The sequence below is a fragment of the Tsuneonella sp. HG249 genome (assembly GCF_053819205.1).
This window is the reverse complement of the sequence record NZ_JBSOQY010000003.1, coordinates 113,898-139,073: the sequence shown is the minus strand read 5'-3', so window position 1 is coordinate 139,073 and position 25,176 is coordinate 113,898. Positions and strand designations below refer to the sequence as shown.

General features: G+C 63.9%; 25 protein-coding genes and 1 tRNA gene. 10 read left to right on the top strand and 16 right to left on the bottom strand.

Annotation, left to right across the window (positions count from 1 at the left end):
- Nucleotides 1–33 precede the first annotated feature (33 nt).
- The 5 genes from ACWPM1_RS13615 to ACWPM1_RS13595 form a co-directional block, all read right to left on the bottom strand.
- On the bottom strand, nucleotides 34–417 hold the full coding sequence (locus ACWPM1_RS13615) for a VOC family protein (protein WP_455695448.1): 384 nt from the start codon (nucleotides 415–417) through the stop codon (nucleotides 34–36).
- Nucleotides 418–442: 25 nt separating this feature from the next.
- Nucleotides 443–1,003, bottom strand: coding sequence for a TMEM165/GDT1 family protein (locus ACWPM1_RS13610; RefSeq protein ID WP_455695447.1), 561 nt, complete (start codon nucleotides 1,001–1,003; stop codon nucleotides 443–445).
- A gap of 64 nt (nucleotides 1,004–1,067) precedes the next feature.
- Nucleotides 1,068–1,316: a hypothetical protein gene (locus ACWPM1_RS13605; protein ID WP_455695446.1), complete on the bottom strand. Its 249-nt coding sequence runs from the start codon at nucleotides 1,314–1,316 to the stop codon at nucleotides 1,068–1,070.
- Nucleotides 1,317–1,393: 77 nt separating this feature from the next.
- Nucleotides 1,394–2,818 (bottom strand): aldehyde dehydrogenase family protein, encoded by a 1,425-nt coding sequence (locus ACWPM1_RS13600; protein WP_455695445.1) that lies wholly within the window; start codon nucleotides 2,816–2,818, stop codon nucleotides 1,394–1,396.
- Nucleotides 2,819–2,918: 100 nt separating this feature from the next.
- Complete coding sequence (locus ACWPM1_RS13595; RefSeq protein ID WP_455695444.1) at nucleotides 2,919–5,042, bottom strand: PQQ-dependent dehydrogenase, methanol/ethanol family; 2,124 nt, start codon at nucleotides 5,040–5,042, stop codon at nucleotides 2,919–2,921.
- A 123-nt stretch (nucleotides 5,043–5,165) separates the two neighbouring features.
- Here ACWPM1_RS13595 and ACWPM1_RS13590 point away from each other — a divergent pair, with 123 nt between their 5' ends.
- Nucleotides 5,166–6,017 carry a dienelactone hydrolase family protein gene (locus tag ACWPM1_RS13590; protein ID WP_455695443.1) on the top strand — a complete coding sequence of 284 codons (852 nt, stop codon included), beginning with the start codon at nucleotides 5,166–5,168 and terminating at the stop codon, nucleotides 6,015–6,017.
- Here ACWPM1_RS13590 and ACWPM1_RS13585 read toward each other — a convergent pair.
- On the bottom strand, nucleotides 6,014–7,000 hold the full coding sequence (locus ACWPM1_RS13585) for an aldo/keto reductase (RefSeq protein ID WP_455695442.1): 987 nt from the start codon (nucleotides 6,998–7,000) through the stop codon (nucleotides 6,014–6,016). The genes ACWPM1_RS13590 and ACWPM1_RS13585 overlap by 4 nt on opposite strands.
- A 29-nt stretch (nucleotides 7,001–7,029) precedes the next feature.
- A complete protein-coding gene (locus tag ACWPM1_RS13580; RefSeq protein WP_455695441.1) occupies nucleotides 7,030–9,129 on the bottom strand; it encodes a TonB-dependent receptor plug domain-containing protein in 2,100 nt (699 codons plus the stop codon).
- Between the two features lie 403 nt (nucleotides 9,130–9,532).
- On the opposite strand from ACWPM1_RS13580, the gene ACWPM1_RS13575 reads away from it, so the two are divergent.
- Together ACWPM1_RS13575 and ACWPM1_RS13570 are read left to right on the top strand one after the other, a co-directional pair.
- Entirely contained in the window at nucleotides 9,533–10,540 is a 1,008-nt protein-coding gene (locus tag ACWPM1_RS13575; protein WP_455695440.1) for an SPFH domain-containing protein, read from the top strand.
- Nucleotides 10,540–11,025, top strand: coding sequence for an NfeD family protein (locus tag ACWPM1_RS13570; RefSeq protein ID WP_455695439.1), 486 nt, complete (start codon nucleotides 10,540–10,542; stop codon nucleotides 11,023–11,025). Before ACWPM1_RS13575 ends, ACWPM1_RS13570 begins: the two co-directional genes overlap by 1 nt.
- Here ACWPM1_RS13570 and ACWPM1_RS13565 read toward each other — a convergent pair.
- Nucleotides 11,022–11,966, bottom strand: coding sequence for a complex I NDUFA9 subunit family protein (locus tag ACWPM1_RS13565; RefSeq protein ID WP_455695438.1), 945 nt, complete (start codon nucleotides 11,964–11,966; stop codon nucleotides 11,022–11,024). The two genes, ACWPM1_RS13570 and ACWPM1_RS13565, sit on opposite strands and share 4 nt — an antisense overlap.
- A gap of 147 nt (nucleotides 11,967–12,113) precedes the next feature.
- On the opposite strand from ACWPM1_RS13565, the gene ACWPM1_RS13560 reads away from it, so the two are divergent.
- The 4 genes from ACWPM1_RS13560 to ACWPM1_RS13545 all read left to right on the top strand — a co-directional run bounded on the left by ACWPM1_RS13560 (nucleotide 12,114) and on the right by ACWPM1_RS13545 (nucleotide 14,364).
- Nucleotides 12,114–12,200, top strand: a tRNA-Leu gene (locus ACWPM1_RS13560).
- A 189-nt stretch (nucleotides 12,201–12,389) separates the two neighbouring features.
- On the top strand, nucleotides 12,390–13,601 hold the full coding sequence (locus ACWPM1_RS13555) for a tyrosine-type recombinase/integrase (protein ID WP_455695437.1): 1,212 nt from the start codon (nucleotides 12,390–12,392) through the stop codon (nucleotides 13,599–13,601).
- The gene (locus ACWPM1_RS13550) at nucleotides 13,598–14,113 is read left to right on the top strand and encodes a hypothetical protein (protein ID WP_455695436.1); all 516 of its coding nucleotides are present in this window, start codon (nucleotides 13,598–13,600) and stop codon (nucleotides 14,111–14,113) included. Before ACWPM1_RS13555 ends, ACWPM1_RS13550 begins: the two co-directional genes overlap by 4 nt.
- Nucleotides 14,114–14,193: 80 nt before the next feature.
- A complete protein-coding gene (locus tag ACWPM1_RS13545) occupies nucleotides 14,194–14,364 on the top strand; it encodes a helix-turn-helix domain-containing protein (protein ID WP_455695435.1) in 171 nt (56 codons plus the stop codon).
- 325 nt (nucleotides 14,365–14,689) lie between these two features.
- Here the strand turns inward: ACWPM1_RS13545 and ACWPM1_RS13540 are convergent, their stop codons facing one another.
- Both ACWPM1_RS13540 and ACWPM1_RS13535 read right to left on the bottom strand, forming a co-directional pair.
- Nucleotides 14,690–14,851 carry a hypothetical protein gene (locus ACWPM1_RS13540; protein ID WP_455695434.1) on the bottom strand — a complete coding sequence of 54 codons (162 nt, stop codon included), beginning with the start codon at nucleotides 14,849–14,851 and terminating at the stop codon, nucleotides 14,690–14,692.
- A gap of 1,460 nt (nucleotides 14,852–16,311) precedes the next feature.
- The gene (locus ACWPM1_RS13535) at nucleotides 16,312–16,479 is read right to left on the bottom strand and encodes a hypothetical protein (protein WP_455695433.1); all 168 of its coding nucleotides are present in this window, start codon (nucleotides 16,477–16,479) and stop codon (nucleotides 16,312–16,314) included.
- 90 nt (nucleotides 16,480–16,569) lie between these two features.
- Here ACWPM1_RS13535 and ligD point away from each other — a divergent pair, with 90 nt between their 5' ends.
- From ligD to ACWPM1_RS13520, 3 genes are all read left to right on the top strand, one after another.
- Nucleotides 16,570–17,625 (top strand): non-homologous end-joining DNA ligase, encoded by a 1,056-nt coding sequence (gene ligD / locus ACWPM1_RS13530; protein WP_455695432.1) that lies wholly within the window; start codon nucleotides 16,570–16,572, stop codon nucleotides 17,623–17,625.
- A gap of 157 nt (nucleotides 17,626–17,782) precedes the next feature.
- On the top strand, nucleotides 17,783–18,451 hold the full coding sequence (locus tag ACWPM1_RS13525) for a hypothetical protein (protein ID WP_455695431.1): 669 nt from the start codon (nucleotides 17,783–17,785) through the stop codon (nucleotides 18,449–18,451).
- An 86-nt stretch (nucleotides 18,452–18,537) separates the two neighbouring features.
- Nucleotides 18,538–19,230 carry a thermonuclease family protein gene (locus tag ACWPM1_RS13520; RefSeq protein ID WP_455695430.1) on the top strand — a complete coding sequence of 231 codons (693 nt, stop codon included), beginning with the start codon at nucleotides 18,538–18,540 and terminating at the stop codon, nucleotides 19,228–19,230.
- 231 nt (nucleotides 19,231–19,461) lie between these two features.
- Here the strand turns inward: ACWPM1_RS13520 and ACWPM1_RS13515 are convergent, their stop codons facing one another.
- The 6 genes from ACWPM1_RS13515 to ACWPM1_RS13490 form a co-directional block, all read right to left on the bottom strand.
- Nucleotides 19,462–20,064: an HD domain-containing protein gene (locus ACWPM1_RS13515; protein ID WP_455695429.1), complete on the bottom strand. Its 603-nt coding sequence runs from the start codon at nucleotides 20,062–20,064 to the stop codon at nucleotides 19,462–19,464.
- Nucleotides 20,065–20,072: 8 nt separating this feature from the next.
- On the bottom strand, nucleotides 20,073–20,492 hold the full coding sequence (locus tag ACWPM1_RS13510; protein ID WP_455695428.1) for a hypothetical protein: 420 nt from the start codon (nucleotides 20,490–20,492) through the stop codon (nucleotides 20,073–20,075).
- Between the two features lie 407 nt (nucleotides 20,493–20,899).
- Nucleotides 20,900–21,205, bottom strand: coding sequence for a hypothetical protein (locus ACWPM1_RS13505; protein ID WP_455695427.1), 306 nt, complete (start codon nucleotides 21,203–21,205; stop codon nucleotides 20,900–20,902).
- An 8-nt stretch (nucleotides 21,206–21,213) separates the two neighbouring features.
- Nucleotides 21,214–22,446, bottom strand: a complete 1,233-nt coding sequence (locus ACWPM1_RS13500) for a DUF6339 family protein (protein ID WP_455695426.1) — start codon at nucleotides 22,444–22,446, stop codon at nucleotides 21,214–21,216.
- The gene (locus ACWPM1_RS13495) at nucleotides 22,443–23,354 is read right to left on the bottom strand and encodes a hypothetical protein (RefSeq protein ID WP_455695425.1); all 912 of its coding nucleotides are present in this window, start codon (nucleotides 23,352–23,354) and stop codon (nucleotides 22,443–22,445) included. Before ACWPM1_RS13495 ends, ACWPM1_RS13500 begins: the two co-directional genes overlap by 4 nt.
- Nucleotides 23,351–25,150 carry a hypothetical protein gene (locus ACWPM1_RS13490; protein WP_455695424.1) on the bottom strand — a complete coding sequence of 600 codons (1,800 nt, stop codon included), beginning with the start codon at nucleotides 25,148–25,150 and terminating at the stop codon, nucleotides 23,351–23,353. The genes ACWPM1_RS13495 and ACWPM1_RS13490 overlap by 4 nt, the downstream gene beginning before the upstream one ends.
- Between the last annotated feature and the right edge of the window lie 26 nt (nucleotides 25,151–25,176).

Genomic DNA, 25,176 nt, shown 5'->3' with positions numbered 1-25,176 from the left:
CGCGCGCCTTTGTTCTTCTGGGCAACTGTCAAGTCAACTCATTGGCTTGGGCTGCCACAGCTCGAGTTTGCGGCCTTCCGGGTCCATGATGTGCGCGAAGTCGCCGTTGGCTTCGCCGAGCATCTCCGCGACGGGCTGCACGCCATTCTCCGCGCAGCGGGCCAGCATGGCTTTCAGGTCGTCGACCATCAGGTTGATCATGAAGCGCTCGGTCGACGGCTCGAAGTATTTCGTTTCCGCGCTAAACGGGCTGAATACCGTTCCGGCGCCCGGATGGGCCGCCGCGGTCTCCGGCAGGAAAACGGTGCCGCCCCATTCCGCGAAGTCGATCCCGAGCACCCGCGCGTACCACTCGCGCATCGCCGCTGTATCGGCCGACTTGAAGAACAGTCCGCCCAGTCCCAGCACTTTCGCCATTGCACGCCCCTTCCTTGTCTCTGCTTCAGATTACCTCGGCCAGCATCCACAGGCCCACTATCACGAACAGCGCCGCCGCGGCGATGCGCACGCCCTTCAGCGACACGCGTTTCACCAGCGCTTCGCCAAGCAACACGGCGGGCACGTTGGCGATCATCATTCCCAGCGTAGTGCCCGCGGCGACCGCCGCGATGGAGGTGTACTGCGCACCGAGGGCGATGGTGGCGATCTGGGTCTTGTCGCCCATCTCGACAAGGAAGAAGGCTACCAGCGTCGTCACGAAGGCGCCCCGCCGGGCGGCCGGTGCCTCCTCGTCGTCGAACTTGTCCGGCACGAGGGTCCACAGGCCCATGGCGATGAAACTGAGCGCCACGGCGACGCGGAACCACTGACCCGCGAAATAGCCGGCGGCCAGGCTGCCGGCCCACGCCGCCAGCGCATGATTGAGGATCGTCGCCAGGAGGATGCCCGCGATTATCGGTAGCGGCCGGCGAAAGCGGGCCGCGAGCACGATCGCCAGCAGCATGGTCTTGTCGCCGATCTCCGCGAACGCGACGAGTGCGGTGGAGGTTAGGAAGGCTTCCATTTGGCGCGGAGCTGTGGCGTGCCGCGCGGGGCAGCGCAACCGATGCTCGCGCCCGGACTTCCGGTCAGCCGAACCAGCGGCGCTTCTTTGCCGGCTGGGGCAGACGTCCGGAAATCGAATAAAGATACTGTCCCAGGACCGCCGCCTGGTTCTTGGTCATCATGTAGCGGAATTCATCGAGCGGCTCGCCGTCCTCGAGATGGTGTTGGCGGGTGCTCTGCACCTTGACCATCACCCGGTCGCCGAGATCCTGATGCGTCCAGCCGACTAACGCGCCGAACATGCTCGCCTGACTTTCCTTGAGCTCCGCCATTGCCCGAACCCTCCCCGCCGGGGAGGATAGGCCTCCCGGCGGCAAAGGAAATAGCGTTATGAGTCCCGTTATGGGCGTTAGGCGAAAGCGTCCTTCTTGACCGTGATCACCTGCGAGTAGGTAAACTCCTTCAGCCCCTCGAGACCGTACTCGGCGCCGAAGCCCGATTGCTTGTGCCCGCCGAACGGCGCGAACGGCGAAAGGTGGAGATACTCGTTGACCCACACGGTGCCGGTCTCGAGTTGCTCGGCGATTTCGACGCCCTTGGCGGGGTCGGCGGTCCACACCGCGCCGGCGAGGCCGTAGTCGGAGTTGTTGGCGCGCTGGATCACTTCCTCAGTGGTCGAGAACTTCATCAGCGGCATGACCGGGCCGAATTGCTCCTCGGCGACGATCCGCGCGTCCTCGGGCGGATTGTCGAGGATCGTGATCGGCACGTAGTAGCCGGAGCCCGAAGGATCCACTTCGCCGCCGACGAGGAACTTGTAGCCCGAATCCTTGGCGTCCTGGATCAGCTCGCACACGCGGTCGAACTGCTTCTTGTTCTGGATCGGGCCCACGCCAGTGCCCTGCTGCGCGCCGTCGCCGACGGTGACGTTCTTCGCGTACTCGGCGATCGTGGCCGAGAGCTCGTCGTAGATGTCCTCGTGGATGTAGATGCGCTTGGCGGCGACGCAGATCTGCCCGGCGTTCGAGAAGCTCGACCAGAATAGCTGCTCGGCGACCTTGGAGACGTCGGCGTCGGGAAGTACGATCGAGGCGTCGTTGCCGCCCAATTCAAGAGTGATCCGCTTAAGGTCCTTGGAGGCGCCTTCCATGATCTTCTTGCCGGTGGCGGTCGAACCGGTGAAAGTGATCTTGTCGATGTCCGGATGTTCGGTGATCATCGGGCCGAGGACGTCCTCGCCAGTGATGATGTTTACCACGCCCGCCGGTACCCCGTCCTTGATCAGCGCGGCGATGCGCAGCGTCGTGAGCGGGGTGAACGGGCTCGGCTTGAGCACAATCGTGCAACCAGAGATGATCGCCGGGACGATCTTCTGGATCGCCATCATCACCGGGAAGTTCCACGGGACGATGCCGCCGACGACGCCGACCGGCACTCGGCGCGTGCGGCTGAGGCGGGTGTCGTCGTCCTGATTGATGACGTCGTCGAGGCTTAGCGTCGCCTGCGCCCCGGCCATTCCGGCAGCGCCGTAGATTTCCATCTGGGCCTGCGCATGCGGCTTGCCCTGCTCGGTCGTCAGCAGGCGGAAGAGCTCATCGGCATTGTCCTTGATCGCCGCGGCGATGCCTTGCGCGACCTTCTGGCGCTCCTCGGCGGGGGTCTTCTTCCAGGTCTTGAACGCCCGGCGCGCGGCGGCGACGGCGCGGTCCAATTCTTCCTTACCGCACGAGGGCACCAGCGCGATGACCTGCTCGTTCGCGGGATTGAGCACTTCCATCGTCGCTTCGGTAGTGACGAGTGCGCCATCGATCAGGCAGGGATAGGTCTCGGGCATCGGGCTCTCCATTGGTCGAATCGAATCGGTTGTGGGCAGCAACCTACCACGCCTCGCTCGGGCGCAAACCGGCAATGCGATGTAGCGGGCGAGCGGCGCGCTACTTGCGCTCGATCGCCTTGTCCGCATTGGCGCGGGCGATCACATATTCGCGGATCGCGCCGATCTGTTCGCGGTTAATGGACTTGGCGAAGCTCACCATGCCGTTGTCCTTGAGCAGCCCGTCGTGGACCACTGCCATCCATGCCTTCTCGTCGGCCAACGTCGCCGAGCGGCGCAAGTCGGGCAGAACCGTCGATCCGACCGCGCCGGGGGCATGGCAGACTGCACAATAGCGCGCATACGACTTGCGTCCGGCTTCGATGACCGCCGGGCTCGCGCGGCTCGGCGGCGGGTCGAGCGGCAGTGCGGCGAGCTCAGGTTTGGCGGGCAGCTTCGCGGCGGCCCCCAGCTTGAAGACCAGCAACCGGCTGACGTTCTGCACCGGAGCCAGGTCGTCGATCAAGGTACCGTCGGCCGTTATGGCGAACGCGCCTCCCCACCCGGCCAGGACGGCGAGATATTGCTCGCCGCCGACCGTATAGGTTACCGGGGGAGCGACCACGCCGGTTTGCGCAGCGAAACTCCACAGTCGCTTGCCGTTTGCCGCGTCGTAGGCGTTGAATTCGCCCTGCTGGGTGCCCTGGAACACGAGCCCCCCGCCGGTCGCGAGCAGGCCGCCGTTCCACGGGCCGGGGTGCTTCACCGTCCAGCGCGGCTTCTGGGCGACCGGGTCCCACGCCACCAGCTTGCCCGAGACCGTCCCGGTTACCTGGCGGCGGATGCCGAGGTCAGGCGGGAGATCGCCCGCGCCGAGATCGAAGCCGACATTGAAGCCGCGCCCTACGTCGGGCTTCCAGTCCGCCTCGGGGGCATAGAGCATCGCTGCCTCGAACGCCGGGATATAGACGAGCTTCTCGCCGGGGTGATACGCCATCGGGTGCCAGTTGTGGCCGCCGAGTGGCCCGGGCATGACGACTGCCGGCTTGCCGGTCGTGTCGATGCGGGTCTCCGGGTTCATGATCGGTCGCCCATCCGGGCTCATCCCGGTCGACCAGTTCAAGGGGATGTAGGGCGCGGCCGAAATGAACTCGCCGGTCGCCCGGTCGATGACGTAGAAATAGCCGTTCTTCGGCGCCTGCATCAGCACCTGCCGGGTCTTGCCGCCGATCTCCAAGTCGGCGAGCACGATGTGCTGGGTGGCGGTGTAATCCCACGTTTCGCCGGGCGTGGTCTGATAGTGCCAGACGTATTCGCCGGTGTCGGGGCGGATGGCGACGATGCTCGACAGATAGAGATTGTCGCCTGCGCCGCGGCCGTCGGGGCCGGGGCTGCGATAGGCGCGGTTCCACGGGGAGCCGTTGCCGACGCCGATGTAAAGCAGATCGAGCTTGGGATCGTAGGCCATCGAATCCCACACGGTGCCGCCGCCGCCGAGCTTCCAGAACTCGCCGCTCCAGGTCTTGGCTGCGGCCTTGAGGTACTCGGGATCGTCGGTGTCGGGCTTGTCGGGGACGGTGTAGAACCGCCACAATTCGTCGCCGTCCTCCGCCTCGTAAGCGGCGATGTAGCCACGCACGCCGAACTCGGCCCCGCCGTTGCCGATCAAGACTTTGCCGTCGATCACCCGCGGCGCGCCGGTGATGGTGTAGCTCTGTTCCTGGTCGACCGTGACCTTTTCCCAGTCGACCTTGCCGGTCTCGCGGTCGAGCGCCACCAGCCGCCCGTCGAGCGTGCCGAGGTAAAGCTTGTCGCCCCACGCCGCCAGCCCGCGGTTGACGACGTCGCAGCACGCCTTGACCCCCGTCTCACCCGGCACCTTGGGGTCGTATTCCCACAGTTTCTCGCCGGTAGCCGCGTCGAAGGCCTTCACCTTGCTCCACGCGGTTGTGAGGTAGAGCTGGCCGTCCATCACCAGCGGGGTGGCTTCCTGGCCGCGCGCGGTGTCCATGTCGGCGAACCAGGCTAGGCCCAGCTTTCCAACCGTCTTGCGGTTCACCTGATCGAGCGGCGAGAAGCGCTGCTCCGAATAAGTTCGCCCGTGAGTGATCCAGTTGGCGGTGTCGGCCTCGGCGTTGAGCAAGCGAACCGAGTCGATCCCACCCTCGGGAGCGGTTTCGCCGCTCTTCGACATGTCGCAGCCCGCCAGCGCGAGCGCGGCGACTACCGCCAGACCAATCCGCATTGCCTCTCCTCCCGGTCCGCTTTGGCGCGGTTCCGCACATATGTTGCGCTTGCCGGTTCTCATTTGCAACCGAGCGCAATCGAAGGCTAGGACGGCGGCGACGGGACAAGAGGAAGCAGCCGAATGTGCGATGAAGCCGATCTCGACGAGTTTGCCGCAAAAGGCCTCAGCCGCCGCGATTTCGCCGCGACGGGCGCGCTCGCCGGCCTGGCAGCCTGCACCTCTATGGAAACCGGGACGCCCTCATTGACCGAGACGATGGTGTCAATCCCCACACCCGACGGCACGATGGACGCGTTCTTCGTTCATCCCGCCAAGCCCGCCCCGGCGGTGATCCTGTGGCCCGACATCGCGGGCCTGCGCGAAGCCAAGAAGGCGATGGCGCGGCGGCTAGCGGGCAGCGGCTACGCGGTGCTCGTGGCCAATCCCTACTACCGCGATATGGCCGCACCCCAGTTCGCCGACTTCGCCGACTTCCAGGCGCAGAAAGGGTTCGAGAAGGTCGGGCCGTGGCGCACGGAAGCGACTGCGCCGGCAGCGATCAACCGCGACGCGAAAGCGCTGGTTGCGTGGCTCGATGGCCAGCGCGCCGTCAACCGCAACAAGGGCATCGGCAACCAGGGTTACTGCATGGGCGGGGCCTACACCATCTACTCGGCGGCCGCCGTGCCGGCACGGGTCAAGGCGGCGGCGAGCTTCCACGGGGGCGGCCTCGTGACCGATAAGCCGGATAGCCCGCATCTCATGCTCCAGCCCGGTCACCACTACCTTATCGCGATTGCGCAGAACGACGACGCCAAACAGCCGGAGGCCAAGACGATCCTGCGCGCAGCCGCCGACAAGCTCGGCGCGGATGCCGAGATCGAGGTATACCCCGCCGACCACGGCTGGTGCGTGCCCGACAGCCCGGTTTACAACCAGGTCCAGGCCGAGCGGGCGTGGGAACGGCTGCTGGCGCTCTACGCCAAGCTCTAGAAGTCCTCAGTGTCGATCGAAGCCTGCATCGCGGGCGAATAGCGCGGCCCGCTAACCGTCGCCTGATTGATCAGTGCGCCGGCCTCATCGAGCACAACCTGCGGGATATCGAGCGATAGCGTGGCGAAGTTCTCCTCGAGGTGCGCGAGACTGGTCGTGCCAGGGATGACGTGGACGTGCGGGCCCTGCGCCAGCAGCCAGGCCAGCGCGAGCTGGGCCGGGGCGGCGCCGGCGGTCGCGGCCAGCGCTTCGAAGCGGGCGATGAGCGCATGGTTGGCGGGCCAGTGCTCCGGTCGGAAACGCGGCATGCCAGCGCGAATGTCTCGCTCCCCGAATTGCGGCCTCTTGCCGAGATCGCCCCCGAAGGCCCCGCGCCCGACCGGCGAGAACGCGACGAAGGCGATGCCGAGCTCGCGGGTGGCCTCCAGCACCGCGATTTCCGGCTGGCGCGTCCACAGCGAATATTCGGTCTGCACCGCCGCCATCGGATGCACGGCGTGGGCCTCGCGGATATGGGCCGCACTCCATTCTGAGACGCCGTAGCTGCCGATCTTTCCCGCCTCGATGGCCCGCGCGAGCGCGCAAACCGTGTCGGCAATCGGCACCTTGGGATCGAAGCGGTGCATGTAAAACAGGTCGATGCGATCGGTCCGCAAGCGGCCCAGACTCTCATCGATCGAGCGCGTCATCGCTTCCGGGGAGCAATTGATCGCGCGCCTCTCGCCCTCGACCACGATGCCAGTCTTGCTGGCCAGCAGGAAGTTGGCGCGCCGCCCGGACAACGCCTCGCCGATCAGGCTCTCGTTGCGTCCGAGGCCGTAGATATTCGAGGTGTCGAAATGGTCGTAGCCAAGTTCCAGCGCCCGCTCGAGAAGCCGCACTTTGTCGGCGTGGTGCGGGGGATCTCCATAGGCCCAGGATAAATTCATGCAGCCGAGGCCGACGGGCGCGACCGTGCGGCCAGCAAGTGTCCGTTTGTCCATCGTGCCGCCCTAGCGGTGGCTCGGATACTTTAGAAGTTGCCGCGCACCGAGAGCGTGAAGGTAGGCCCGATCAGCCTGTCGCGGCTTTCGATCGACGAGATCGGGCTCGCCCCGCGCAGGCCGGTGTAGATGATCCGCTCCCGCCGCGAACGCGCATTGAGCAGATTACCGGCGTCGGCGCGAACGGTGAGGCCGAACAGGTTCTTGTGCTCGACGAAGAGGCTCGCCCACCAAGGGCCCTCCCATACTCGATCGACTTCGTTGCTGCGATATCTCGGCTTTACGTAATTGTGGTTGGCCTCGGCGCCCCACGCCCAATCGGTATTGGGAACGTCGTGGCGCAAAGTGCCGAAAACCTGCCGGGTAGTGAATCCGCGCCATTGCCGTGTTTCGCCCGTAAAGGGATCGCGCAGGCGCGATGTCTGGAACACGAAGCCACCATCGAATTTCAAGCCTTTCAGCCCGATCGGATCGAAGTTGATCGTGCTGTTCGAAACGATCGCGGCAGCCCAGGATTTGGGGATGTTGCCGATCGCCTCCCCACCGCCGGGGACCGGGATAATGTCGACAAAGTCCGAGACGTCGCGATAGATAAAGCGAAATTGCTGCGAGCCCCAGGGCCCGAGCTTCTTGTTGATCTCGCCCTCGTAGCTCCAGTCCTGCTGCGGCCGCAGGTCGGTGTTGCCCGAGTTGACGGTGTTGTCGTTGAGGTTCGCGCGGGCGAGGAAATCGTAGAACGACAGCTGCAGCACCCGGCGGCGGATTTTCAGCGAGGCGTCGAAGGTGTCGCTCGGCTTCCACGCCAGCGACAGCGTGCCCTTGGGTCGAAAGAAGCTGCGCGTCAGCCCGTTGGCGCCGGTCTGGGTGATCGTCGAATGCTCGGCGCCGCCGATGATCTGGAATGACAGCGTCCGGGTGAGCGGGCGCCCGAAGCTCAGTAGCGCTTCGTACCGGTCTTCGCTGACCGCTCCGGTACCCTCGGGGTAGGGGGAGTAGGAGAAATCGTCGCCCGCGCCCAGAGTGCCGAGGCTGGCGACGTTGTCGAGCGAGTTGAACGCCGCTTCGCCCGATAGCTGCCAATCGCCGCCTAACATCTTCCAGCTGTATTCGCCGCGCGCGATCGCTTCGCCGAGGCCGCCCACTTGCAAGTAGCCGTCGCCGATCGAAGGGGTGGCGTCGGCATAGTCGGTTATGACCTCCTCGAGATACGGTTCGTGATTGAATCGGCGCAGGCCGATCGCCTTCAGGCGGCCCGGCCCGAGCCCGAATTCGTAGTCGCCGCCGACCTCGTAGTTCCAGGTGTCGCTGCGCTGGCGCACGGTGCGCACCTGGTCCGCCAAGCCGGGCGATACGCGCAGTCCGCGCTCGTCGTAAGGGTTGTAGCCCCGCTGATAGTGGGCGTTGAGGTGCGCGAGGCTGCCGCCGGTTCCGTTCCAGGTCAGCTTTCCCGACAGCTTGGGCGCGTCGTAGTTGCTGGTCCAGACGTCGCTGCGGGTCTGGGTCCGCATGCCGGCCCCGTCGAAGATCAATGTCTGCCCGCCCGCCGCGCTGCGGCCGGCCTGGTTGTTGTCGAGTCCCACTTCGTATTCGAGCGCGCCGGTGACGCCGCTGATTGAAACCGCGCCCCGAGTGTAGAGCGGGTCGGCGTAGTGGGCTCGCATTTCGCCCGTCCAGCTGAACTGGCCGGTCATGCCAGTAGCCTTGTACACCACATTGGCCACCTGGCCCGACAACCCCGGAATATCGAGTGTCGCACCATCGACGATTTCGATCCGGGTGACATTGCCCGCCGGGATGCGCGAAAGCTGCGTGCGCAAGTCGTCGGACTTGGTGGATGGGCGCTGGCCGTTGAACAATACGTTGCCGGTCGCTTGGCCCAGTCCGCGAAGGTTCTCGCTATCGCGGATCTGGAAGCCTGGAATCTGCGGGAACATGTCTGCCGCGGTCTTGGGCGCGTAGCGGGTGAAATCGGCCGCCGTATAGACCTTGCTCCCCTCCGTAGCGGCCTCGGGCGGGACCACTTCGGTGGGCGTAGGGGGTGGTGCGTCGCCGGTTACCGCATCCTGCGCCCACACGGGTGTAGCAAGTGCAGTAGTTGCCAGCAGCGACAATGCGGCGGTGAATCTCATCCAATCGGTCCCTCAACCCAGTGCAAAGGCCTGTAGTTGAGAGATTTCTCTTGGCGCGCGCGCCTCGACGAGCGGCGTCCGACGGTCGATGAAAGCGTTCGTCGAAAAGATCGCCGTCCTACACGGGCGTGGTCTTCTTCATTCTGCCGATGGCAGCCGCTTTACTTACAATGTTGGTATGCTGGCTGCCCGGCGGGAAGCACACTACGCGCTGATTTCGCGTCGCTTGGAGGGACACACTGCAACTGCCATTCGGGTGCAACTCGCTGAGGGCGGGGAGGCAGCGGGATGCGTTCCTTAAACGGGCAGGGAAGGTTCCGCCGAACGCCCCGGTCATCACCGGTTTCGCTTGCCCGCAGTTGCGCCGCCGTTACGATATCGCCGAGCAACAGGAGGTGGGGAAATGGGAATGTCGTTGACGCTGGCGCTCGCGGTAGCGGTGCTGGTCATTTTCTTGCTCATGGGCGTGCGCGTCGTGCGGCAGGGCTACGTCTACACCATCGAGCGCTTCGGCAAGTACACCAAGGCAGCCGATCCCGGTCTCCACATCATCACGCCCTTCGTCGATCGCGTCGGCCAGAAGGTTAACATGATGGAGCAGGTGCTCGACATCCCGGGGCAGGAGATCATTACCGCTGACAACGCGATGGTGGGGGTCGACGCGGTGGTGTTCTTCCAGGTGCTTGACGCCGGAAAGGCGGCCTACGAGGTGCACAATCTCTACCAGGCGATAAACGCTATCACGACGACCAACCTCCGCACCGTGATGGGCTCGATGGACCTCGACGAGACGCTGTCGAAGCGCGACGAGATCAACGCCCGCCTGCTCGGCGTGGTGGATCACGCGACCTCGCCGTGGGGCCTCAAGATCACGCGGGTCGAGATCAAGGACATTCGCCCGCCGGTCGACATTTCCGAAGCGATGGCGCGGCAGATGAAGGCCGAGCGGTTGAAGCGCGCCGAGATTTTGGAGGCCGAAGGCGAACGCGCCAGCCGCATCCTGCGCGCCGAGGGGGAGAAGCAGTCTGCCATCCTCTCCGCCGAGGGCAAGAAGGAAGCTGCCTTCCGTGATGCCGAGGCGCGTGAGCGCGCCGCGCAGGCGGAGGCGGAGGCCACTCGCGTGGTTTCGGATGCGATCGCACAAAGCGGCAACCAGGCGATCAACTACTTCATCGCCCAGGAATACACCAAGGCAGTCGGGAAGTTCGCAACCAGCCCGAATGCCAAGACCATTCTCTTCCCCGTGGAGGCGACCCAGCTGATCGGCTCGTTGGGCGGGATCGGCGAACTGATCCGCGAGGTGGCTAGTTCCGGCACCGGGTCCGTCTCCCCGCCCGAGCCAGCCGGCGTCGCCCTGCCGCCCCAGGGTCAGCGTCCGAGCGTGCCTCGCGCCGGAGGTGAACAAGCCTGATGGAAGGCCCGTTCGACATCGAAGCCTACTGGGCGTGGGCCGCGCTGGGGCTCACGCTCGCAGGGCTCGAGATGCTCGTTCCCGGGGTTTACCTGTTCTGGCTTGCGCTGGCCGCGTTGGCGACCGCGGTGTTGACGTTTGCGGTCGACCCCGGGGTGCCGTTGCAGATCGTCAACTTCATCTTCCTGTCGCTCATCTTCGTGTTCGCGGCTCGGCGGATCCTCCGCGATCAGCCGATCGTCAGCGCCGATCCCCTGCTCAACAACCGGATGGCGCGCCTGGTGGGCCAGAGCGGCACCGTCGCGGCCCCGATCGAGCATGGCGAGGGGAGGGTGCGCCACGGCGATAGCGAGTGGCCCGCGCGCGGCCCCGAACTGGCCTCCGGCGAGCGGGTTCGCATTATCGGCTTCGACGGCGGGACCTTGATCGTCGAGCCGCTCACCCTGCTGAAGGACGAAGGAACGCTACCGCCGGCCGAAGGCTAGCCGACCAGCTTCTCGTTGAACCGCCCGTGCTTGCGGTAACGGGTCATCCACCGGTCGAGGAACAGGCCCAGCGGCCGCGGGGTGACCCCCAGCTCCTTCATGCCGGGCAGCTTTCCTGAGGGGTGGTTGCCTGCCTTGAGCAGGGTCCACTGGTCGGTGTTCAGAGGGGTTCCCGGCAAGGCCGCGAACAGCGCCGAAAGCGGGTCCGGCACGTCGATGAAGGCGCGCTTGCGGTTCTGTGCCGCCGCGATGCGCTCGTTGAGTTCGCGCATCGTGATCGCCTCGGGCCCGGCAATTTCGTAGGTCTTGCCGCCATGCGTCGCCGGGTCCGCCGCCGCATTGACGATCGCGCAAGCCGCATCGTCGACCGACAGCGGCTGGATCTGCGCCCCCGGTCCGAACACCGGCAACACGGGAAGCGCCGCGATCAGGCGGGCGAACATCTGCACGAAGTTGTCGTCCTCGCCGAACAGGACCGATGGGCGGATGATCGTCGCCTTGGGAAACGCGGCGAGCACCTCGCGCTCGCTACCGGCCTTCGCTTGCGAGTAATCGACGGGCGAATCGATATCGGCTCCGATCGCGCTAACCTGCACGAACGCTTCGCAACCGCGCGCCGTCGCCGCGCGTGCCAGGTTCCCGGCGCTGTCGCAAATCGTCCGGTGCACGTCCCCCTCGAAGGTGCCGACGAGGTTGATCACTGCGTGCGCCCCAGCCACCGCAGCAGCAGCGCTCGCTTCCCGCGTCGCATCGCACCGCGAAAACTGGAGCTGGCCCAACTGCGCCAGCGGCTTCAGCCGCCACGCCTTCTCGGGGTTACGGCTGGCAATCCGCACCCGCGCGCCGCGCGACAACAGTGCCTGGGCGACATGATCGCCGAGAAAGCCGCTGCCGCCGACCACGACGACCAGCTTGCCCGTCAGTGATTGCTTGTTTGCCATCGAACTCCTGCCGAACTGCGCCGCCGCCCTGCCGTAAACGACCGCGCGCCGCAACCGGGTAACGAACTCGCGTTGACAAGGCGGCCCCCCCTTCGTATCGGCGCGCGCCTACCCGCGGCCCGGACCCAACGCCCGAGCCGCTCCGGTGCCCAGATGGCGGAATTGGTAGACGCACCAGCTTCAGGTGCTGGCGCTCGCAAGGGCGTGGAGGTTCGAGTCCTCTTCTGGGCACCATTTGTTCTTCCGCCACGGTTCGCCGACGGTCGACAAACCCACTGTTTTCCTGTAGGAATTTCTCCAGTTTGATCGCTGGCGTTCGCGATCGTCCATTTTCGAACTTGGGGGCCTCGGGGGCCTTTTTTGCCCGAGGCCCCACCCGAAAAGGGCTCAAAAAGCGCCGGCCCTGGAGAAAAGGCCCCCACGGTGCTCACCGACCTTCAACTCAAGCAGGCGACCCCGCGCGACAAGGACTTCAAACTGTCCGATAGCGGCGGGTTGTACATCCTAATCCGCACCAGCGGCGCCAAGCTGTGGCGCATGAAATATCGCCAGGACGGGCGCGAAAAGAAGCTCACCTTCGGCCGCTATCCCGAGGTCGGACTGCGCGAGGCCCGCCTCAAGCGCGACGAGGCGCGGGTGGAGATTGGCCGCGGCGGCGACCCGGCCCGGCGCAAGCGCGAGGAGAAGATCGCGGCGCTGATCCGCACCGGCGATACGTTCGAATCGGTGTGTCATGAGTTCATTGCCAAGCGCGAGGCCGAGGGCCTCGCGATGGCGACGCTGGTCAAGATGAACTGGCTGGCAGCGGTCCTCAACAGGTCGATCGGCCGGCGGCCGATCGCCGAGATCACGCCGCACGAGATGCTCAGCGTGCTCAAGAAACATGAGGGCGAGGGCAACTACGAGAAGTCCCGGCGCTTGCGCAGCTTTGGCTCAAGGGTGTTCCGCTACGGGGTTGCGACTCTGCGCTGCGAGCATGATCCGTGTTCGCCGCTCCGGGGCGCGCTGATCTCACCCAAGGCCAAGCACTACGCGGCGATCACCGATCCGGACGCGCTTGGCGGACTGCTTCGCGCGATCGACAATTATGAGGGTAACTACACGACCAAGTTCGCGCTGCAGATGTCACCCCACGTGTTCGTGCGGCCAGGCGAACTGCGGCACGCCGAGTGGGACGAGTTCGACATTGCCGCCAAGGTATGGCGAATACCGGCTGGCAAGATGAAGTCGCGCCGGCCGCATGCCGTGCCGCTCTCAAAGCAGGTGCTCGCGCTCCTCGAGCAGATCCGGGCGCTCTACGACGGCTCGCGCTACGTCTTCCGTTCGTTGCATGCTCGGAATCGTCCGATGAGCGAGAACACTGTCAATGCGGCTCTGAGACGCATGGGGTATTCAGGCGACGAGATGACAGCGCACGGGCTGCGGGCGACGGCATCCACCCTCTTAAATGAGTCCGGACTGTGGAGCCACGATGCCATCGAGCGGGCGCTTGCTCATCAGGATCACAACGCGGTGCGGGGCATTTATCACCGCGGTCAGCACTGGGATGAACGGGTGCGCATGGCGCAGTGGTGGAGCGATTATCTCGACGATCTCAAGAGTTCGCTGGCGATGGCCCAAGAGGTACCGGCATGATCGACAACGACCTTGAACTGGGGCCAGATCCCCGCCCTGAGATCGCCGCCTTGCTCGAAGCCAACCCCAATGCCAGTGCCCGCTATGCCGTGGCCGAGTTGGAAGCGGGGCGTCTTGACTGGCTAGCCGAACATATCCGGCTCTGCGAGTTCCATATCGACAAAGCAGTTGCTCGAAAGCTTCTTGAGCTGCTGGACGGCTCGCATCGAGAGTTTCGGCTGAAAATGGCGCCCAGGAAGAACCGGGGATCCCGTTTCGTGCCCCGTATTGTCCTGGAGCTGCGCGCGCGCCAAATGGCATTCGAAGTCGCCTTGGAAGGGGGGTTCGATAAGCGGACCCAACTTAAGCGCGCCTGCCACGAAGTGGGGCTAAGGCAAAAACCGCCGTTAGGATGGCTGGCAGTGCGCCGGGCTGTGCGCCCGTACCGAAGTTTAGCGATGGCCACGCTTGGAAGGGGCGCTTTGCCGCAGCTCCATCCACACGAACAGGACATTGTGGAGGACGCTCCGTGAGGTCGCCAAATCCTTTTGCAGGGCAATACATTGGCGCGCAATTAGTCGCCCCGTTCCACCAACGTTCGGGATGTCTCGCCATGGAAAACTCACCACTCGCTTACTCGGTCAAGGAAGCAATTCGCATTAGCTCGATCAAGAAGAGCTCACTGTACGCGGCCATCAAGGACGGACGGCTGAAGATCTCGAAGGTCGGCAGACGTACCTTAATTCATGCAGAGTCGCTCAGAGCACTGATTGGCCAGGGCTAACGCCGCAGTCTCATCCTGATAGCCCGAAAACCTATCCGAGTGTGCTCGACAATCGGGCGCGGCCGCCCGTGTGCCTCTTCCAGGGATTTTCTCCATGCAATCAAAACTTGCGACAGATAGGATTTTTCCAAGCGAGCCCAACGCACGCGGTAAAAACAACCCGCGGCCGGGCATAGGTTCCAGTGCTCGCCTCTCAGGGCGAGCCCCGAACCCTACTCCCCGACGTAGGCAGACCGAGGAAATCGATCTCCTGACCGCTCGAGATGTTAGAGCTGCGCTTGTTCACAGCATCCACTTAGGTCTGCCGCCTAATCGGCACATGACCCTAAACCTGGCTGAAGCGGGTGCCGCCGACCCCATCGCGGCCATCGGACGGTTCTTGAAACTTCTGCGAGACGCGGCGCGCCGTCATGGGCAGGCGATTGCTTTCGTCTGGGTGCGCGAAACAGGTCCCGAAGTCGGCGACCACGTCCATGTGCTCTTGCATTTGCCAGATCGTCCCGGCTGGTTTGCCCGGCGCAAACCAAGATGGCTGAAACGTTGCGGACTCAGCCCCGTGGCGGGCAGTTCGCGTACTCGCGTCGTCAGGGGGTCCACCTTGGACGAAATGGGAGATCTAGCGCACGCTCAGCTATATGCTGCCAATCTGGGCACCCTCGAACGATACGTGATGAAGCACTGCTCTCGCGCGGTGCAAGAAGCCTTCGGGATTACTCGGCGTGGGCCCTGCACCGTACTTGGCAAGCGGGTTTCGATCTCGCAGAACCTTCACCGGAAGGCTCGCTCCAACTGCCTGATGTGCCAGAAAGATGGATGGACTGGCGGTCGCGGTTGTCAGCGCAGCACGGCGTTAGCGCTATGAGGCCGTACGCCAATGCGAATGGAAGTGAGCGAAGGGTGGGGCTGAGGCTCTTCTCGGGCGCATCACTTATCACCGTCTTGCAGGATCGATACCAGTGGGCGGTCCAGACCTATCTCGAAGGGTGCGGAGACTGGCATTACACCCAATTGATCGACGAGGTTGTGAGGCGTGCCAGTTTCCAGCCCTTGGAGCTCGATTCAATGACGGACCCCCGTCCGATGGGAGTGGGTCGACAATCTAGGTTCGCCGTTCAATTCCGCGGCGACCCGTTTCTATGGTTCTTGTCGCCTATTCCCTTGGAAGTAACGCTTCCTGTGGAGACTGCCGATGGTCAAATTCGACTGGCACCGGGTTCTGCCCGTACGAACCCTCTCGGTGATATCTCAGGGGGAGAGCTTCATCTGGCTTGCAGCCATGATGAGCTGCCAGGACAGCTATCGATCATTCAGAGCACAATCCTCTTCCAACGACAGGCCATTTGGACCTCAGAGCAGGCATTGGAATTGCACCTCCAGGCTCTCGCGTGTCCGCCCGAATGGAACATGACGAGGGTCGGTCCGTCTGAACCTCGCTCGGGCTGAGTTCTGGTCGGTAGAAGTCCGAGGTTTGCCGTTGACCCCCTCGTATGCCCATCGAGCAGGGGGGTCTCAGAAACCAACCATCGAGCCCACGTTCCCGGCTGCCCCCCACGGGGGGAAACAGCTTTTCGATTAGCCGGTGATTAGCGGATAATCGCCTGACTTCTTCGGCGGGCAGCTTGTTTCTTTCGCGCACGAACGCCGGCGACTGTCCGCGGATGCGTTCTGCCATCTACGCCATGAATCAATGCAAATCGAAACAGAGCGGCAAAGACGCTAATCAGCAATCAGGTCGCAGTACCCCTCCCATGCCTGCTTGAACCCCTCAACGCCAGCAGCTGAGAATGTGCGCCGCTGTTGCCCGGCGCGTTTCCTTATTGAACCAATTCGCTGACTGGGGCCCCGTTCAGATGGGGGGCTTGATGGGGACTCTGACCCCGTTCACCCCCCCTTGTCCCCCCTAAACCCAAACCCCATCGCAGATCGAAAGACCGGTAGGGAAGAGCTCTAAGCGCCGAGCACGCTCCGCCGCAATTGAGTCCCAAGCGAAGGAGCAACGAGATGCCCCGGTTGAAGCAGGGCCATCACAAATCGCCAAGTGTAGTAGCCAACCGGCGCTAGTCCCGCAAACAGCAGCATGGTGAACTCGAGCTCGGTACGATCGGGGCGGCGCATTTCGCGACCTTGCCCAATGATCGCGCAGTAGGAAAGTTGCGGCTGTTCGTTGCATGGAACCTGAGCTTTGGACTCCTGTTGAGTCCCGCTATGGCTCGCATCACCAACGAGGCGCGAAAGGCGGCGAACCGCAAGTCGGCGATCGCTCCCGCGCTCGCTGAGGCGGAGCATTTCCATGTCTGCGCTGAGTGCGGCGAGCTGGTCGATCGCCGGAACCTGGGCGACGTCATCCACCACGAGACACCTGGCCACGATGCGCGGCCGTGTGAACCCGCGCCTGCCGTCCTGCGGTTCGTCCCACCGATGCTGCCCAGCCTCGTCGACCAGCCGCCGGAGGGCGACGAATGGATTCACGAGATCAAGTATGACGGCTACCGAACCCAGATCCACGTGAGCGGGGGCCGCGTCCGCGCCTACACCCGCAACGCCCACGACTGGACCGAGCGCTACGGCCCCGTGGTTCGCGCCGTTGGCGAGCTTCGATGTTCGAGCGCTATCCTGGATGGCGAAGTGATCGTTCAAGACGACCAAGGCCGTTCGGACTTTCACGCGCTTACGGGGGCCATTCACCGAACACCGGCGCGGCTGGTGTTTGTCGCGTGGGACCTGTTGCACGTGAATGGAGAGAATTTGCAGGAGAGGCCCCTCATGGCGCGGAGAGAGGCGCTGGAAACCCTGCTCGGTTCGAACAGTCCAGAGTGCCCACTCCAATTCAGTGCGGACCTGACGGGCAGCGGGGCGGACTTTCTGGCTGCGGTCGATGCGATAGGATTGGAAGGCATCGTCTCGAAGAAGCGAAGGAGCCGCTACACATCGGGGCGCACCAAAGCTTGGCTGAAGACCAAGAATTTTGAAGAAGGTGACTTCCTCCTTGTCGGGGTGGAGCGGGAGAAGGGTCGTCCGGCGATGGCACTGCTCGCCAAAGAGGACCACGGCGAGCTAACGTATGCGGGCGGAGCTGCCGTTACGTTGAAAGAGGCGGAGCGCGATCGCTTCTGGCGGTCGGTGGAGGACTTGGCGACGGAAGCCCCAGCGGTAAAGATCGATCGAAAGGCGGCCTGGGTGCAGCCCCGTCTACGGGTGCGGGCCCGATACCTAAGGAGCGAAGAAAGACTCCGGCACTCGACCCTGACCGGGCTGCTTTGATCCTGGCCACGAGTTATGTTTGCATCCGGGAGCGGATGCGATACGCAACCGCAGATTCATTTGGCGACAACCATTAAAGTTGACTGTTTTTGCTGACTTATCGCCTAGAGATCTGGTCGGCCGCACAGGGGTCGCGGCCTCCAATGGGGGGTAATCTATGCACTATCGTTCGCTCGCGGCTCTTGCCGCGCTTATTGCTGGCGCGCCGCTTTCGGCGCAGTCGATCACTAGCAGCGGAACAATCTATCCGCCCGCTTCTGCCGCGCCGGAAGCTCAGTCGGCGACTACCTCAACTGTAGCCATGATCGCGCCTTCGAATGCGGTCCTGCGGGCCGGGGCGCCTATTGCTCTGCGGATGCTCGAGGAGGTCACAACCAAAGAGAAGAAGGCCCGTGTGGGTCAGCGCTTCCGGATGGAAGTGGCCTCGCCGGTCGAATACAACGGCATGGTTGTTATCCCTGCCGGGTCGCCTGCCGAGGGCGAGATCACCAGCGTGAGAAACAAGGGCATGTGGGGCAAGTCCGGGCACCTGGGCGCGCGGGCGCTGTGGGCTCGCGTCAATGGCCGCCAGATCCGCCTCGCCGGAACGTTCGACGACAAGGGCGTGACCGGCACCGCAGCCGTGGTGGGTGCGATCGCGTTCGTGCCGATCGCCGGGTTCTTCGTCACCGGCACAAGCGCGGTCCTGCCGAATGGCGGACAGGTCAGTGCTTTCCTCGACGAGGACCTGGAGCTTGCGGTCCAGGCGAGCGACAAGCCCGCGCCCCTATCCGTTGAGGCGTCAGCACCCATGCCTGTCGCAATGGCAGCGCCCGCGGGCGAGTGAGCGCGGAAGCTTAGAGTCAGCCCTCGCTGCCATTGGGCAGCGGGGGCTTTCTTGTACGCGATCAATCTGTTGGGTAGCGTGGACACATGAGACACAGAGTCGCAATTCTGGCAGCACTTTGCGCGATCCCTGCGACGCTGCAGGCGCAGACGATCGCTGGCCAAGCCAAGGGCATCGATGGCGATAGCTTGACGGTTAGCGGCATTGAAGTCCGCCTGTTCGGTATCGATGCTCCTGAGGGCAAGCAGACGTGCGAACGCGACGGCAAGGAATGGCCGTGCGGCGAAGCGGCCGCCGGCAAACTGCGATCGATGATTGAAGGGCAAACTGTTGCTTGTCGAGCGCGCGGGCGTGACAGCTACGGCCGCAGTGTCGCCGTCTGCCACGTGGGCGCGTCGGAGCTGAACAGGTCGATGGTGGCGACGGGCTGGGCAACAGCCTTCCGCGAGTATGCCTCGGATTACATTGCGGACGAAACGCGTGCGAAAGCCGATCGGCTTGGCATCTGGGATTCAACTTTTCAGCTGCCCGGCGATTACCGCCATCAAGAGCAAGACAAGGCGCTGGCCCGACAGGCCCCGCAGCGATTTGCGTCACCGGTTGCCCAAGCGCCGGCGGTGATGGGGCGCTGCGCGATCAAGGGTAACCGCAATCGACGCGGCGAGTGGATCTACCATCTTCCGGGGTTCCCCTATTACGAAGCGACCCGCGCGGAAGAGATATTCTGCAGCGAAGCGCAGGCACAAGCGGCAGGCTATCGGCGCGCGATCGTCAGATAATCTCGGGACCGATGGCTCGATTTCGCCCGGCCTGTCTTTCGCCAAATGACCCGCCGCAACGGGCACTCGCGAACCCTGCAGCATGGTCGATCATCATGTGATTGATACGATCTGGAATGTACCGAAAACTGCGTCGGTCCTTCTTGGGGACGCGCAGCGATCCGCTACCTTGTTGAAAGACTGCCAAAACGACCCCGTCGACGGGGGTGTGGCCCCCGTCGGTGCCCCCCGTCAGGGGGTCGTTGCTGCCAGCCGGTGTATTTCGCTGACGACCGTGTGCAGCCGCTTCGAACCAGGCCCGGGCATCAGATCGCACAACGTCGCGGCAAGGGTGTGGTAGTACCACAGGGTCCCCTTCCGACCCCCGTTGAAGCGTTCGAACACGGTTGGTCCGACCACCGCGAGATCGTCGTGAATTGAGCGCGCGTTGTGGGTCTTGTCCGCCAGACACACCAGCAGAGAACGCTGCGGCTTGTGTGCGAGCTTTGCCAGATATGCCTCCTTGCGTGCCCACCACAGGTCCGGGTCCGACCGATCTCCGCCCAACTCGCCATCGGTGCAATCCGCCACGATCGAAGCAACCGGTTTCCCAAATTTGGTCTCGATGTCCCGGAGGCGTGCCGTACCGCCCTGATCTTCCACAGCATCGTGGAGCAGTGCTGCAATCGCCTGATCTTCGTCGGCACCCAGTTCGAGCGCGATCGATGCGACCCCGAGCAGGTGCGAAATGTAGGGTATGCCTGTCGCCTTGCGTGGTTGATGACGGTGCGCCTGATTGGCGTAGGTAAGGGCAAACTCGAAGCGTTCGCCCAGTAATGTTGCTACGGTAGTCATAATTATCCTTAGTTGGGGTTGATTTGGAGCTCTGGACTGAACGGGACAGTGTCGCCGCAGGCTGCAGCTACCCCCTCCAGAAACGATGTGATGCCGGCTTGACCGTTCGCCTGTTGCTCGAGCGACCCTTTCAGCATGTGGGTGGCCCACATCAGGCAGCGGGTCAGATGCGGGTTACCCAAGATCGGGCGAAAACACTGGTGCTCGACGAACGCCGACCAGCGAGCGATCTCATTCTCGTCATGAGGTAGAAAGAGATCGAATTGCTTCTCGAGCTTGTGCCTTCGGTAGCCGGTGCAGAGACGATCCCAGGCAATCATCAATCCCGCTATATCAGGAGCGCGGCGGTCAGGGAGAGAGGACGCAGGCGCGATCAGGGTCAATGCAAAACAGTATGCCTCCCAGCCGCGCCATATCAGCTCCGACAACATTCGGTCCGCGCTTCGCCGCTGGAAGAAGGCAAATTCGCCAAGGCTCAGAGTAGAGGAGGGCCGGGCTTCGGAGGGGTAAGGACCCCGTTGGGACCCTCCCCAGGAGTGACCGTTGCGTAGAGTCAGAACTTCCATCGGTTACCTCATGCGAGGTACCGGCACCGATGCATCGCGACCCCGGAGTGACCCGGTCGGTAGCCGGCATCGAGGTCCGGTTACCAAGTAGCAATGCCTGTCAATGGCAGGAATGCGGAAGGATCCGCAGAGGCGAGCTAAGCGCGAAATCCTGTTTATTCAAGTGCGAGATGCACTACGTGGGCGGGGCATCAAGCGGGGCACCTCGCCCCAAAACGGTCACGCCCCCGACTGGGCCAACGGTCCCTCAAGACGACTGGGGTTATCTGTCAGTCATGCCAAGGCCGCCAGCGGGCCATGTTTTCCTGCGCGTTCTTCGGATCCGACTTAAGGCGGCGCGGCAGCGCAAAATACTCGCACCTCACGGGCGCGCCCTCCATCCTAAGATGTTGGAGGTAGGCCTTCTCGTGGAGCGTCTGCGCTTCGCGAAGGCCGCTCGTCACCTCGACGAAGTTCATTTGGGCAGGCGTCCGGGCCGGCCTGCGACCCTCATGCAGCGCCTTGTAGAATTCGAGATGCCGCAACAGCAGAGCTTCCCATGCCGCCAGTTGGGCCTCGGAAGGCTTCCGCGCCACGAACCCGACTACGCGCCCGTTGCTGGGCGATCGGCTTCCGCTTCGCCGCCCGGCATTTCCTGAATCCGATCAAGATCGGCATCTTCAAGAACATGGGCCCGTCCTATGGCCGTGATTCGGTGGAGTCCGTGACCGCAGCTCTCGACAAGGCCCTTCGCGTAGAGCGAGCTCGCCCTTGCTCGGCCCAGCGCGTTGTTGACCCTGTTCTCCCACAGCTCCTCGGCAGGGCGCGCGCCGACTCCTCTGTCGGCATCCGTCAGCGGGAGAAGGTGCGCCAGCCGCGCCTTAAGCTTACCGTTGGACCATTCCTCTCCATCCAACATGAGCTCGAGGATTGCATGCTGGATGACGAGCTCCCCGGTCTTGGAAACGGTTTCGCTCCCGATTCCCGTTCCTATCGAAAGACTGGCCGGACCTCGGGGCGAAGATTCAGGGATCTCGATTTTGGTTAGGGAGATTGGCGTGGGCGGCGCATCGTCCCCTTGCTCGAGCCCGGCAGCACGAGCGAAGATCTGTTCGACATGTGCGAGCAGCAGCTCGTCCGCGAGTGCAGAAAGCATCTGGATTTCGTTGCGGATGCGGAGGTCGATGATCGCCTTGCGCATCACCTCTTCCATCCGCGTCGCCCCGATGCTTGCTGCGGTCCGGATCCACGCCTCGGCAATGGCTCGGGAAAGGCGCTGATCCGCACCGACCGAGGGTCGCTCGGTGATCTGGACCAATGCATCCTCGGTGAGCTGTTCGACGAGGTGCCAGCGATCCTCGCCTGCCTCCGCTCCCCGATCCAGCGCATGGGCTCGCATCCACAGCCGCTGGAAGGCATTCCTGACACCTCCCATGAACCGATCAGGAGAGCGGTTCACGAACCGCCACGCGACGACATCAGGTGCCAGAACAGTAGTCAGGAATGCCCAGACATCATCCCGGTCAGCCTCGCCGCTCTCCAGCTGAGGAAAGTCTGCCAATTTCGCCGTAACCAGTGCGTCGAACCGTGCCCGATCGGAGACCGAGCCGCGCTCCGGAAAGCCGCAGCTGCGAGCAGCTTCCACAAGCAGCGTCCTGAGTTCCCCGAGTACCATCAGGGCGATCTGTGCGCCACCGATGGCAGTCCAGCCCGTTCCGACGGGGAGCCGGTCATCGATCAGCGGCCGACTGCTGTCGGCGATCAGTTCGTCGATCCTCGTCAGGCATTGCTCGACCGCAAGCGGATCGAGGCGCGGGAAAAGACTGACACCTGTCATCGGTCCCCTCCGAAAACCTGTGTGTCCGCCATCGCCAAGATTGCCGCATGGAAATGGCCTGGTGACGAAAGATGAAGGGTCCGGATCGAAGTCAGGCCCTCCCCAGGAAAGGCCAGATCGAACCACACGGCAATGTGCCCGGCCACCGACGTTTCCTCGCAATCGGCGAGAGCATCCTCGAGGTCCTCGTCGAGCAGCGCGCGGGACAGGACCTGCGTGATCACGTCCGCAAGGGTGCATTGCAGCGTCTGCGGGTCAGACCCCGTGAACCGGTCGATGAAATCCTGCCGGTCATGGTTGAGGAACAGGCGGACCGAACCGCCGAAGTCGCGATGGAGATTGCCGGGTCGCCAGTGCAGGTGCCAGAGAGCGCCAGCTTCCGGTCGTCCGGCGAAACGCTCGCGAAAGCTGACGATCTCCATGGGGAATCGCGGCGAGCTTCCTTCGAGCATCAGATCATGCTCGTCGCGCCACAGGACAGATCCCGGTCGCCGTGGGGCAAATCGCGAGCCTCGACCCTCCGCGCCGGTCAGGATGATCGTCGTCTCGAGCCGCAGGCGCTGCGAAAGCTGCCGGCCTGACACGTGCTGATCGATGATGATCCTGTCGCCCGGACCAACATTCTCGCGCGCGATTGTCCACGATCGTCGGGGCAGCGAACCGGGGCCGGTTCCGAGACGGACGATCACCGAGAATTCGGCCTTGCCCGACAGAAGTCCCAGCGTCTCCTCGTCGAGCTCATCGGAAAGTCCGATCATCCTGCTGACTCGCAGATCGCGCGCATAGTCCCAGCCGGGAAGGTATTCGCACATCGCCTGCGCATTCCCGGCCTCGTCGAGCAGGCTCCACGCGGTTGCATCCACCATGCCGTCATCGATGGTCAGGAAGGGGAAGGCGACATGCTTCATGCATCGTCTCCTGGTGTCACACGCGCCTTGAGCGTCACCGCACCGTCACCGGGAAGCCCGACCGCGATCTGCAATCGGCCCGCGTATTCACCCAGGTTGTATTGACCGTGCTGTTCTGGAATCATTCCCGCCTCGGACCATACCGCGAGAATCCTAGGTGGTTCATCGCTGCCGCTGTCCCCGGCAGATCCTCCGCCATCGACCACGACCGAAGGCTGAAGCTCCAACAGCAGCGAGCTGCGATCGTCGTTTCGCACATCCGACCGGAACAGGGCGAATGCCGCGCCGGACGCCTCGTCGAGCTTTTCGAAAACGGGCCGGCTTATGGCCCATGCGCGCCGGCCTCCACCGCCCGGTCCGGATCCACCACCTCGAGGACCCGCGCCCTGCCGGTTCGCCGAACCAAGCGCCCGACCGAACAGGTCGGCGACCTGCCCTAGCGACGGTGCCGCCACCTGACCGCCGCGCTCTTCTGCCCTTCCGCCAGCTACCGCCTGGGCTGCGTCCCTGATCCGGCTTAGTGCCACTCGGACATAGGTGCGCGCCCAGCTTCGCGAAGGCAGCATGTCGGGCTGCCAGTCGTCATGGGCCGGAGGTTCTGCGTCGGCGAAGGCCTTCTCGATCTCCGGCGCGGAGGACGAGACGAACACGCCCGCCCATTCGAAATCCTGCTGCGGTAGGGGCTCGCCGTCGTCAAAATAGCGCACGACCAGCTCCACGGGCCGCATGACAGCGATGTGGCGGCTCGTTGCCGGGAAGAGGCTCTCTCCGTCGGTCCGGAGCGGAATCCGCTCTCCTCGGAAGCCCTTGACGATGTTGAGACGACCCAGATCGGCAGCCGGCCTCTGGCTCTCGACCTTGCGCACCCCCGCTCCGCCATTCCGGATGCCCGACATGGCATCGCAGAAAAGGTCGAGCGGCGGAACGGACTCCGGTGCAGGGATCGGCTGGATTTCGCCATCCAGTTCGATTGTCACGTCGAGTTTCCTGCTTACGGGGACATCGGCCATCATGCGCGGCCAGAAGTTCCACAACAGTGCCTCCTTGATGGCACCGATGACGTTGCCGATGTTGCCATCGACGAACTGCGGATCGACGATCATGATCGAGGTCCCGGTCGCGCCCCGCGTGCGTCCGGGCAGGCCTAGATCGCTCGACAACGCTTCGGCGTCCTGCCCCTCGAGCGGGTCGGCAAAGCCCTCGCGGCCCTCGGTGACACCCCACCAGTGTCGCCCTGTGAAACGTCTCTCGACACCGTCGACCGTGGCTTCGTGGGCGTCACCCAGCTGCGCGCCGATGACGCGCCGGATTGGCTGCCCGCCGCAGCGGGTCTCGGTGTCGACCAGTATCAGGCTGCAGTTGCTCGCAAGGTAGAGAGCCGACTTGCCGAAACCGTAGGTCCCGCCGCCAAGAACCGTATCGCGGGCGGTCCCGATGTCCCGCATGAAGTTTATGAAGTCGGTGCGCTCGCCTTCGGCGACCGAAAGGTCAGCTCGGGTCGGACCCTCGAGTCCCGTCGTGGCAAAGTCGCAGATTTCCAGCACCCACGGCTCGCTGCTTGCGAGAAATGTGCGGACCGGTGCAGCCGTCTCCTCGTGACGCGGGAGGTCCGCGAGGACGACATTCCTAAGGACAGCAAGCTGGTCCGCGGTTAGCCGCCTGAGCCTAAAGAGTACCCGCGGACCGGCACCCATCTTGGCAGCGTCACAGCAGTTCTGGACGGCTTCGCGCACTACTGTCTGCAGGAGGTCCAGTCGCGGCGCTCCGAGCAGTTTCCGGACACCGGTCGCGGCCATGTTGCCGGAGGGGCTGTAGGGTTCAG